5 protein-coding genes are annotated in these 12,841 nt (G+C 30.4%); 2 read left to right on the top strand and 3 right to left on the bottom strand.

Features of this window, described 5'->3' with window-relative positions; genetic code table 11:
* Positions 1–810 precede the first annotated feature (810 nt).
* The gene (locus RINTHH_RS08015; RefSeq protein WP_044304896.1) at positions 811–1,173 is read left to right on the top strand and encodes a XisI protein; all 363 of its coding nucleotides are present in this window, start codon (positions 811–813) and stop codon (positions 1,171–1,173) included.
* Positions 1,174–2,800: 1,627 nt separating this feature from the next.
* On the opposite strand, the gene RINTHH_RS08010 is transcribed toward RINTHH_RS08015, so the two are convergent.
* The 3 genes from RINTHH_RS08010 to mutS all read right to left on the bottom strand — a co-directional run bounded on the left by RINTHH_RS08010 (position 2,801) and on the right by mutS (position 10,352).
* The gene (locus tag RINTHH_RS08010; RefSeq protein WP_008235171.1) at positions 2,801–3,415 is read right to left on the bottom strand and encodes a hypothetical protein; all 615 of its coding nucleotides are present in this window, start codon (positions 3,413–3,415) and stop codon (positions 2,801–2,803) included.
* A 1,586-nt stretch (positions 3,416–5,001) separates the two neighbouring features.
* Positions 5,002–5,838: a hypothetical protein gene (locus tag RINTHH_RS08005; RefSeq protein ID WP_155943952.1), complete on the bottom strand. Its 837-nt coding sequence runs from the start codon at positions 5,836–5,838 to the stop codon at positions 5,002–5,004.
* A gap of 1,868 nt (positions 5,839–7,706) precedes the next feature.
* Complete coding sequence (gene mutS, locus RINTHH_RS08000; protein ID WP_008235165.1) at positions 7,707–10,352, bottom strand: DNA mismatch repair protein MutS; 2,646 nt, start codon at positions 10,350–10,352, stop codon at positions 7,707–7,709.
* A gap of 339 nt (positions 10,353–10,691) precedes the next feature.
* On the opposite strand from mutS, the gene RINTHH_RS07995 reads away from it, so the two are divergent.
* Complete coding sequence (locus RINTHH_RS07995) at positions 10,692–11,342, top strand: HAD-IB family phosphatase (RefSeq protein WP_008235163.1); 651 nt, start codon at positions 10,692–10,694, stop codon at positions 11,340–11,342.
* Positions 11,343–12,841: the final 1,499 nt, after the last annotated feature.

Here is a 12,841-nt window from a genome sequence, read left to right as displayed (position 1 = left end):
AAATTTTCTAAGAAATTTATATGACTGTTATTGTAGAAACTTATGTACATAAAAACTGGATATTCAAATTTACTTGAGCTCTTATTCATATACTTTTTATTTAATTAATACTCAGTATGTTTATTAGTTAGTAACTTGTATTTTCCCATTATTTTTATAAATTTTCTATGACTTCATAATTGTAGCTCAGAAGTTATAGTAAATTTTAGGCTATATACAATATCCAACATACATTTATTCTTTATTCTCTTCATGTAACGTCTTCAATTACTTCCAAATACAAGTTAGCATTGTAGTATGCTAACATCGCTATTTTATTTCTGTCCTAATAGTAAATCTATAATAGTAGATCTTATTTTGGCTAATTTAAAATTTTTATTAATTATAATTACTATTGATTTACTATTTTCAAAAAAACTTCATACAACAGTCGTAATAGATAAATATATGTTGATTATTTTTATACACCGGTAGTTTTATGTCAGTAATTCCTGACCTAATTAAACAATTAAATTCAGTAAAAATTTTCTACAATCTATTGTCTATATAACACTTTCACAATCTAGCCTAACGATTATTTATACAGTAAACAATTAGCATCCTCCTATTTGCAGATGTTATTTATTCTATTAACTAAGTTATACTACTTAGGTCCTATCTACAATAAAGTATCCACAACGAAAAGTATAATAGATAATACAACTGAGAGAAATTTTATTATGAACTACCAAGCTTGAAGTGGTAGATGTAAAATCTGCTTGTTACAGGGTGATTGTTTGCAACTACTTATACAGATGAGGAAACTGCTCTATGGATTCTACAAGAACAACTTATCGCTTCATTATAGAAAAAGTACTCAGGGAATATGCTGAGTTTTTAGGAAACGATGAAATGGTACAGATAGAACATATCTTTGATAGGGAACGTGATCGTTACCTATTAGTGGAAACTGGCTGGGATGATGGTGACCGTATTTATGGAACTTTGCTACATATTGACATTATTGATAATAAACTTTGGATTCAAAAAGATCAGATGGATGAAAGTATAGCTAATGAATTAATAGATGCAGGAATTAAGAAAGATTATATTGTTTTAGGTTTTGAACAGTGTTCAGCTAAAATATCAAGACGCTCAAAAAAACTTTCAAAGAGGGAGATGGCTATTTCCTAACTATTTTTTAGTTATATTAAACCTAATATGCTAGTAGAATTATTTTATTTACTTCTATTATCCTTTTTAACAAGTTCTGTAATTCTAGTAGAGTTGTTAGGTAATAACTCTCGGCTTAGATAAGATCTAGATAATAAATCTGTGAATCTACTGATGTATAAAACTTTTTATGTAATAACGTCCAACAGAATTTCCACAACAGCAATAATAGTGAATAGAATAAGTGTGATTAAAGCATCTAATTAAATGATGAGGAAATTTACTTACTGCGTTATGACTAACGCTTAACTCCATAAAAGAAATTCTTACAAGCTATATGGGATTGACTCAACTCCTGAATTCTATTATTTTGATATTCAGTTAATCCATAAATTTTGATTCTATTATTATAAATTGGGGGTTATCCTACCATATTGTGTAACCCAGTTAGCCCAAAGTTAAACCCACAATCAGTTTCGATTCAGAATATCATATAGAGATTTTGCAACATAGCTCCTAAAAAGTTTTGCTGATTGATTTTTTTGATTAAGGTAGTTTATTTTATATTAATTGATTGGGTTGTTTCTTAGTTTATTACTAATTGTTCAATACTCATAAGTAAGATAATATTGGGAAGCATAATCATGGAAACTATATAATTATTTTGATATCATATATTATTACTTTAATATTATGTAGTTTCTCTTGATTATTACCTGGAAAGGTTGGAGATATTAGTAATTACTAATTTAAAGATTATAGGGGGATTTTATAGGGGAGTATCTGTCCTTAACACTTAATAATATAACCCGGTATATTAGTATATGAATTGCATTTATTGCTTGGGTCAACTATAAATTTTTACTGTTGGGTTAGTTTATTTTTATACTGGGCACTTATTATAAATTATCCTGATAAGGTGGTTATTATATTTAGGGATAGTCCAACTGAGTTGAAAATTCATATTTATTATGATTATAATTAATACTCCTTAATCGTATAAATTAATCTAGATTAATAGGAAATATAAAAAGTTATAGAACTATCTTTTATCACTGTGAAGTTAGAAGTTTATTTAATACCCATGTCAATGCTTAATTTAAATTTTTGTTGTTTTGATTTATTAAGATAACAGATAATTTATCGTAGTGTTAATATTCACAATAACTTATATCTCTGCTGGTTTGATTTGGGTAGGTAAATACCATGCAAATTAATGATTAAAATTAATAGTACCATGATTATATTAATAGTACTATTCTTGTTAGTAATTGATTCTGTAACTCACCCCAATAAACTTGTGCTGTTATGACATGGTAAATTCAGATTATATAGTAATTAAAGGACCATCAAATGTCTTTGTATTTACTGCCGACTGTCTAATATATTTATATATATATCCAATATTAATAAGTGTCAATTGATATAAGTGTGCTTAATCCATATTATTAAAGACGAAAAATAATATAATTGCATATTTTCCATTTATCATATCAAAAACTGGAAAACCACCCTATAACATCTTTACTTAGTAGTATCTTTATAGTAGCGTGGATCACAATACTGTAACACAACTAACTATTAGCATTTATATCTGGTATTTTCAATAGTCTGTAACTGTTAAATGAATATTTATGAAAGTTTTCTCTTAAATATTATTAATGCTTTTTATCCATAATGCTAATCCACCACCTTTTCCCCTAGCGGCAATAAAATTGTTTTCTACTAAAAAATAGGTGAAAAATGCTTGCTCTTTAATCGTTTTCTTATAGAAATACTTTTCTCGTTCTATACCATTACGAATATAACCAGTATACAGTTGCCAACCAGAAAGATATGCATCCATATGAGTAAAATCAAACGCCAGTATATTTGTCTTAGTGTAAAACTGAACGGGACCCTTAAGAACAATTTTCAAAAGCCCCAGCTCTACAAAATTTTCCACTGTTCCTTGTCCATCAGCTAGGTTATTAGTGGAGTAGGACAGATGAATCTTAACCCATGGTGGTATAAATATACCTGTACCTAACACTAATTTCTCAGGCTTACATGTAGCCCTTTTATATGTGATGAAACCCAATTGCCAAGTCCCTATTAGCTTATGGAAAGTATCGTGGGATTGATCTTGTTTATCAAGTTGACTTTTTTTACTCTTAGCTATCTTTTCCATCTGCAACAAGGCTTCAACGACAACCTCTGACTTAGGGAACTTAGTAATCGTAGATCTTAAAGATTGGAAAACTTGTTCAAGTATTTGGTACATTATGCAGGTTTGGGGAATCTTGTGACTTATTTTATAAAAAACAAATAAAAGAAAATTTTTAACTCGACTTTAGCTAATTAATTAATAATAGGAGTTTAATTTAAGAAAATATTAGAGAAATTATCATATACAAAACATGATTGCTAATTGCCTTATTATCTTGTGGAATATTAACAAAATATTGATTTAGTCTCTCACACTTTAGGAAATAATTCATAGCCACGGAATAATTACTAATTGCCCTATTAAGTAAATAAATACAAGCCTAACAAACCAAAGTAGTATTAAATACTATACTTCTCTTGAAGTATCTCAGATCCACTTGAATGGCCCAATAACAAAAACTCATTATTCATTGTATAAATACTGAACTCTTAATAACCATCTTGGTTTATTGTTATCTACTTTATTTGTATCTGAGAAGTTATTGATTAACTTAATGAAACTATCTCAATTTGTCTAGTATAAATAGGAATTACAATAATAACTCCAGCATGTTATTTGTAAAAAGTCGTTGATCAGAATTAATATTTTTGCTAGTATGATAAACCATATTTTGACTTATTTACAGGCTCCATATTTTTAACGTATTTTTTTTGACTATTGACCATAAATTTAGATATATTATTATGAGTTTATCTAAAATAATGAGTTATTTATAAGTGCGGAATATTACTCTCTAAATTAGATAGTAATATTTGTGGAAATATGTGTATAATAATTATTATACTGATAGTTATTTGGTTCGACTCCATTGTATATCTTAGCTAACTTTGGGAATATAGAGTAAGCTATCTCATGGGTTTTGGAATCATGACTTCATTTCTGTATACATAAGATTTAAGTTCGGAAATTCATTAGCAATTGAATCAATATGTAAGTGCACTTTTTCAACCGTTTATACATATACTGAGGAATGTTTCTACAACCGACTTGAGTTTCCAAATAACTCCTAAAGATATCTCTACTCTAATATAAAAATAAAATACATTGATATTATATCCTAGTATTTTGTTTACTAAAAATACTAGGATATAAATTCCAGTGCCTTATAAGAATAAATTGATTTTTAATAAAGCTAAATATTTTGATGTAGTTGACACTTAATAGTAAGTATTTAAATACAGATATAAAACCATATCATAATTTATCTAATTATTTATTGATTTACTGATTTTATTATGCTCAGAATTAGCTTCGGAGTATTTTTATATCTTTTACTATCAGCTATATTGCATTATGTTATTAATGTAACACTATGATAAAGAAAAATTCTTAACACCTTGTGTATACCATTATTAGGACATTAATAATAACTATTATAATCTACTCAATATGCTTACCGACAGGTATGTATATATTTTTATATTAACCTGTGATAATGAAAGGCTAACTCACAAAAAAGTTAGATTAAATCAAAAGCATTTTTGATACTATCAAAGTAATATTATCTTATGGGCAAGGGCGGATATGACGCGAAACATTCTCATAATAATTGTTTTATTGAGTTTAGAATAAAACATTGGTTTAGAGATACTTTCTTCGCCCAGGTCCAACTTCTAATTGTATATTTTAACCTTATTCTACTAAATTTTCTGCTTATTTTTTACATCTATTGGAGAATGATTAGTATTGTTGGGAGTATCTTTTTTTGGTATTTCTTTTTTAGACATTTCAGGTGTATATGGTTTTGGTTTACCTTCATTTTCTTGTGTTTTATCCCTCCTCAGTTTTAAAAACCTAGGTGCGTCTGGAGTTGGTGTACCAAGCAAAGAGTCAAAACCAAATACATTCCGATGAGATAAAAACTTAGCTTTGACAGACACAAACATAGGTTTATCCAGCTGTTCCTTATTGAGCTTGGGATTAAAACGAAAAGGTGTAATAACAGAGTCTTTCCATAATAATGGTAAATGAGAAGCTTTAAGAAATCTAGCTTTTTTATCTGGTTCTAATTCCTTAAGATGTTGTGATCGTTGCTCAGTATAGTTACGTAATACTGATATACAAGGAATTCGGCAAACAGGTATAAATTGCCATAAACCAGACAACTTAAACTCAAAATCCCCCAATTCCATAGCTGCAGAATCTTGGGGGCTAGCCCCATTGTCAAAACCAATTAATTGAAAAGAAACAATATGTTGTTTATCTCGACTGGGAAAATGAATAAACTTGGGGTAGACTACCAGCCGTTTATCTTTACCACTATGATTTTTAACATCCAAAAGCAAAGCCTGATAAGCTTTACGACAACGTGGCGCAAATAGCAATAGATAGGAGTTTTGATCAATTTGAATAAAGACTTTTGACTCCTCACTAATAAAAACATCACCCCTTATAATTCCGATTGCCTGGAATATTTTTTGGTTTTTGTCCATATTTTCTATATTTCCTAATTCCGAGGCATTTGCAGTACTGCTCATTCTTCCTAGTCCCTCAACTCAATTTTTATATTGAATAATTCCAGCGGATTGTACAATCTCTATGCTGGTTGTATTAGAATCATGTTTTTTCGCTAGTTTTCAATTGAATGTTGTAAGCGGCCAAACAAATTTATGGTCTTATGAGAATCAAATACAATGGTAGTCTAATAAAAAAATAGTCATAAATGCCTTTAATGTAGTCTCCAACACAACACCAAATTTTTCAGCTATCAAAGGTTTTATTCCTTGATATTCTTTGAAGTTAAACTAAAAACATAATGTAAGGGCAGCATATACTATCCTTCTCACCTTCTTGAATAGATCATTGGTCCTGTTTATTTTCGATGTATAGCAATGAAGTACATATCATTATAAGAACCTTTATAAGCTCAGCTACTAAGAGTAAATGTTAATAACATATCTACTATATTTGGATATAATAAATATTATAAATATATAACCCAAACTAGACGGAGTTGTTAATAAACTCTGAAAATCCTTATGTGTGATAATTTTTAGCAATTAACCTGCTTTAATTTCCAGCTTTTTTGCCTTCCTCCCAATTGTGGTGGGATCACTTTTACCCTTGTCAATAGTTTTCAGGATAGGAGTATTAGAACTATTCATGCTCATACTAAAAATCTTACTGGTGCTGTGCATTATGGAAGTTGAATAGTTTAATTCTAAAATACATGAATAAAATTCAGCATATAACAATTTATAAGATTCTAAATTCGGACTACCGCAAGTAGAACAGCTTACTACTTTCATGATTACATATATCAATATGTGTAATCATAATGAAAGTAATTTTAGTTTTCGTTACTAACAAAATAACTCTAATAAAAGCAAACTAAAATATCATCACTTTCAGTGATAATGACTTTAATCATAACATTATTAGAGTCATTATCACCTATGAATTTATGATATCCATTTTCGTTTATATATTATTATCTTATTGTAACCGACATATTTATAATTGCATCTTTGCACTGACCCTCTTGAGCAAATGTGATTTAGCCATATTCAACAAACTGTAATCCTATTATCATGAGGGATATTAATTAATAATATTATGTACTTTATAATTGCTAGATCATCCTATAATATTTCGAGGATATCTTGTTAAGATTAATTATTATTAGGTTGCTGCTCCTATAACAGAATAAGATATGTTCTGAGTTAAAATAATCTTATTTTTTAATAAAGTTAATCACTTCCTACTCTAATATTAGGTATGGGGCTTCATGTTTAATATCAGGAGCGAATTTATTTACCCTGATAGTCTAAATAATAGTAGGAAATAAATAAATGCTGATATTTGTTTAATTTTCTATTCCCTGCATTATATTGCACTGGTGTACATAGAAACAAATTATGTAGCCTACAATAACTAGTCTATGTGATTGTTGTTTCCAGGTAAGCCTAAATCTTTGATACTTTGCCTGCTTTTTACTATTTATTTATATATTCGTGACTGCCCGAAAGTAAATTAAACTAATACTTCTTCTCCAAGATTCAAACTTTGTAATAGCGTTAGACTAATCTAAACTTAATTTTTTATATCCTTACTATTGGCTAACGGTTTGATTGGTTATTGACTAGACTGACAGCCTCTATAGTATATAATAGTTTTTGATACACCTACAATCCTAGTTCAAAATTGAGTATAGAAATACTAAAATAGTTATTGAAATAGAAACTATTAGAGATAATATTTAATATATGCTTAATATATGTAAGATAATGACAGTTGCTAGTATTAAGATCGTATGGAAATGGGGATAATAGTCCACTCTCATTTTTGCTATGTTAACTTCTAACTGCTAACTCCTTTCAAATTAGATTTATAAAAGCTTATTAACCTAATAACCATCCAATTTTTTTAAGCCAATCGCAATTTTACTATGTTTTTCAATTTGTTCCATTACCTGTTTTGCACGGTTAATTACTATAGATGGTAAACCGGCTAGTTTTCCTACTTCAATACCATAAGACTTATCTGCAGCACCTGGTTGTACTTGGTGCAAAAAAATGATCCTGTCTGATAATTCCCTTACCACAACTTGATAATTTGCTACATTGTGTAACATAACTGCTAGCTGATTCATTTCATGGTAATGGGTGGCAAAGATTGTTCTAGAGCAAATATCTGTGGCTATATATTCTGCCACAGCCCAAGCAATAGACAACCCATCAAATGTTGCCGTTCCTCGACCAATTTCATCTAACAATACCAAGGAATTAGAGGTAGCATGATTAAGAATATTGGCTGTTTCATTCATCTCCACCATAAAAGTAGATTGACCAGTAGCTAAATCATCTACTGCTCCCACCCTGGTAAAAATGCGGTCACACATTCCCAATTTTGCTGACTTAGCAGGTATAAAGCTACCAATCTGTGCCATGATTTGAATCAACCCCACCTGTCTTAAGTAACAACTTTTCCCACTTGCATTAGGCCCGGTAAGAATTACTAGATCAAGACTATTGGAAGGATTTTGATTATGTTGTTCCCTCTGGTGGATAGTCTTTTCTTCAAACTCTTCCGGAGAAGGAAACCCTATTTCTTCTTCAACTCCTAAAATTGTGGAATTGGGAACAAAGAACCCAGCAGGTAAAGATTGTTCTACAACTGGATGCCGTCCATCAGTTATTAGAATTTCTCTTCCCCGAACTATTTCAGGACGACAGTAGTCTTGATATACTGACAACTCTGCTAAACCACACAGTACATCTAAAGCTGCTACTACTTTAGACACTTGTCGAATTGCCTCTGCGTGTTTACCTACTCGTGAGCGTAGCTCTACAAAAATCTCATATTCCAATTGATTCAAATCATCTAGCGCCGTAAGTATTCTGGCTTCCCTTTCCTTTAATTCTGGAATAATGTAACGTTCTTCATTCGTGAGCGTCTGCTTACGGATATAGTTCTCCGGAACCTGGTTGGTTTTGGAGCGAGAAATGCTTATATAATAGCCAAATGTTTTATTGAAACCCACTCTTAAATTCGAAATTCCTGTGTGTTCCCGCTCCTCCAATTCCAAATTCGCAATCCATTGCTGGTCCGATTCCAATACTAATTTTCTTTCATCAAGTACGTGATTAACACCTTCTCGAATTAATCCCCCTTCTTTAATGTTAGACGGTGGCAATTCTACCAGATGAAATCGAATGTCCCGACTTAACTCTTCTAATACTGGTGGTACCTGTTGCAAATCTCGAAGAAAGGGAGAACTTCCTTCATTTGCTAAGAGGGCTAATTCTGGTAACTTTGCTAAAGAATCAGCTAATGCTACTAAGTCCCTACCATTGGCAGTACCAGAGCCAGCCCTTCCAACCAGACGCTCTAAATCATAAATTTGCTTTAATAAATAACGTAAACCCTGCCGCAAAGGGGTATCCTTTACTAACTCCTCAATAGTATATTGCCTTGCCTGAATCATCTGAATATCTAGTAGTGGTTGCATTAACCAGCGACGTAAAGTCCGTCCCCCCATAGGAGTACTAGTTCTATCTAATGCCCACAGTAAAGAACCATGAAACTTATTATCACGGATGGTTCGGGTAATTTCCAGATTTCTTCTCGTCTGATAGTCTATGATGAGATAATCAGTGATCATGTAAGTCCGTAAAGGCTGTAGAGGAGCAAAAGTATTCTTTTGTGTTTCCTCCAAGTATTCTAGAAGACCACCTGCAGCACGTACGGCTAATGGTAAGTGTTCACAACCAAATCCTTCCATTGAGAGCACTTTAAATTTATTTAATAACCTCATCCTGGCTTCACTAGGAGTAAAGGGGGTTTGTGGCCTCAATGAATAACAAAATGAGGATGGTAAACATTCTGGTAGCTTATCTGATGTTTCTCCTGGACGTAATAACCTTGGCACATCAGGGGTATTGGTAGGAAATAATACTTCCGCTGGTTGTAAACGCATCAATTCCTGTGTAAGCAACTCCAAATTACTATCTTGAGTCACCCAATACTCTCCTGTAGAAATATCAGCGTAAGCTAAACTCCAATCTTCAGCAATAATTACAACTGCAGCTAGGTAATTATTATGACTACATTTCAACATTCCATCTTCCAGAATAGTCCCGGGAGTGAGAATACGTGTAACTTCTCTACGTAATAACCTGCCTGCTGCTTCTGCAGCAGTTTCCATCTGGTCACAGATTACCACTGAATAACCCTTCTCCACTAAACAAGTTGCATAACGTTCCCAAGCATAGTGGGGAATACCAGACATAGCAACCTTTCCCAGTTCTCCTGCTTGTTTACTGGTAAGTACAAGTTCTAACTCTTGTGCTAGTTTTACAGCATCTTGAAAGTAGCATTCGAAAAAATCCCCTACCCTATACAGGAGTATGGCATGGAGATGCTGATGCTTCACCTCAACATAATGTTGATACATCTGACTCAACTTGGTAATATCAATTTGTTGAGTATCAGTGATAATATTTCTAGTTGAATCAGTTTCAGAGGAAAATCCAGAGTGGAAAGCAGTCATAGGCACCCAGCAAAGAATATGCAATCCGATAAAACACGATAGTATTTTCTTACTAGAGTTAATTCTAGCTTGTTTCTAGATTTATTTGCTTTCACGTAAAATTATGAGCATGGATCTGTTTTAGGAGTAAGTACAACTCATAATTAAAATAAGTGACCCTTAAACTATCATTAATTAAGATCTTTATATTCATACATCTTAATCCCTAATTTAGGATGTTACATGAGACCATATCAGGAAATACCTTATAAAAAATAAAGAAATAAAGAAACAACCAAATAGTTAATAAATATCCCTGGTCATTCTCCAGTATCAACTGTCAACCATAGGATTTCGTTCATGACTGACTGCAAAATTATAATTTTTGATTGTGATAGCACTCTTAGCAGCATAGAAGGTATTGATGAATTAGCATGTATGGCTGGAGAAAAAGTACAGAGACAGATTGAAGAAATGACAAATGCTGCAATGGAAGGGTTAATACCCTTAGAAAGTATATTTAGCAAAAGATTAGAAATTATCCAGCCTACTCTAGAACAAGTTAATCAGATTGGTAATTTATATATCCAAACAGTAGAGCCTAGTGCATTATCTGTGATTGGAACTCTCAAAAAAGATGGTTGGTTGCCAATAATTTTAAGTGGTGGCTATTCTCAGGCAATTCAACCATTTGCGAAATATCTAGGAATATCATCTGTCAAAGCCGTAAAACTTTTATTTAATCCTGATGGCAGCTATCAAGATTTTGATCGTAGTTATCCTACTAGCTATTCTGGGGGAAAATTGGAAACTGTCAAAACAATTCGCTGTCAATATTCTCCTTCTCTAATGGTTTCTGTAGGTGATGGTTTTAGTGATTTGGAAACTAGTCCTGCAGTTAATCTATTTATTGGTTTTGGACGTTACACTATACGAAGAAAAGTTAAAAATGAAGCAGATTATTTTATTAAAGATTTAGCAGAAATTTTATCTATAGTTGACAACCTCTAGAGATTAATTTAGAAGTTAAATTAATGCGTTATTTAGTAAAAAAATATATACTTATATTTATATATAATAGTACATTAAAATTCATTATAAAAACATAAATATTACTTAGTAATATTTATGTTTTAGGATACCATAACAATTCTAAGCAGGAATTATTCTAAAAATAAGATAAGATTAAACAAAAAATAAATCCTAATAAAACTATAAAAGAATTAGGATGGTAAATACACCATATGGGAAATATCATAAGTGTGTTTCATCTGGTTCATATATTTGAGATATTTAGATTATTAATAAATCAATTTTATGAGTAGAATAGTTACGAATGAAGTAAGTTAATTGGCAAAATAATAAAAATCAAACTATAAGTATTAGTATAAATATTATAAAGGAGAGTCAAAAATATATTTTGATGTTAATAACATACCTATATTTTTAGCTTATACGGAAAATAGTAAGTGGCAAAATTTTTACATAGGATAATACTAAAATAATAAGAAGAGATGTCAAACCACAATTGTTCGCTGGGGGTGTAAATAATTGCAGTCATCTATCCTAGGAAAAATAAAATAAATGTTATTAAAACTCGACATAATAGAAAATTTTCTAGGGTTAATAATAACCATAACTAAAGAAATATATTTTATATTAACGACTAATATTAATAGGCTTAAAATTGCAAATTAAACGTACTTAAACTAATATTAATAAGGTCTTAATATTCTGATCGGCTAATTAGGAAAAATTATTATTACTAGTTTTTTAGTATAGGTTTTTAAATATTTTATATGGCTAATAATTTTTCCTAACGTAATAACCTGCCTGCTGCTTCTACTATGGATTTGGAATATTTTCAGTTTAAATCTATATTGATATAATCACTTATGGTGATTTTAACTGATTTTAATATCTATTATATATGCAAAGTAAAAGAAAGATTTTAGGCAAATTCATATTATTACTTCAATAATATAATTAGAACTATTGGCTTCAGTAACCAATAGATTAAGTCTAAATGTGTTAGTCATACAAATCAAGATTGTTAATGCTACACTCCACCCTAAAAATTTCAATACATTGATATATATTGAAATTATGTATAAACGATTTAACTATAACTTAAATTTTTATATCCACTCATAAATTCATACAGTTAAAAGGTAAGCTGATGTCATTATTTACTTATTCAGAGATAAAAACTAATAAAATATCTAATAGAAGAAGGTAAAATTCTATTTTCTGGCCATAAGAATATGATAAGATTGTTGAATCTTACCTCATATTATTTCATCTATTATTTATTATTAACTTCCCTAATGATACATTTATAAAAGCTAAGTACAAAATTTAAAAACATCATATTTTTATATACTCATTGCTACAATTTTATGTATTATTTGGTAATAAGAAAAGCTTGTATTTACGATTTATAACTGTAGTATCATAAACAGTTTTAACAGAATCTCAAATAAATTATAGTTGGAAGATTATATTGAAAT

It is taken from the genome of Richelia intracellularis HH01, from assembly GCF_000350105.1.
GTDB lineage: Bacteria > Cyanobacteriota > Cyanobacteriia > Cyanobacteriales > Nostocaceae > Richelia > Richelia intracellularis.
Note: the sequence above shows the minus strand (reverse complement) of the source record. Positions and strands in the feature narration are given on the sequence as shown.

What these genes read in the sequence shown, in the direction of transcription:
- RINTHH_RS08015 (WP_044304896.1), top strand. Translation starts at nt 811, where the DNA reads ATGGATTCTACAAGAACAACTTATCGCTTCATTATAGAAAAAGTACTC.
- RINTHH_RS08010 (WP_008235171.1), bottom strand. Translation starts at nt 3,415, where the DNA reads ATGTACCAAATACTTGAACAAGTTTTCCAATCTTTAAGATCTACGATT.
- RINTHH_RS08005 (WP_155943952.1), bottom strand. Translation starts at nt 5,838, where the DNA reads ATGAGCAGTACTGCAAATGCCTCGGAATTAGGAAATATAGAAAATATG.
- mutS (WP_008235165.1), bottom strand. Translation starts at nt 10,352, where the DNA reads ATGACTGCTTTCCACTCTGGATTTTCCTCTGAAACTGATTCAACTAGA.
- RINTHH_RS07995 (WP_008235163.1), top strand. Translation starts at nt 10,692, where the DNA reads ATGACTGACTGCAAAATTATAATTTTTGATTGTGATAGCACTCTTAGC.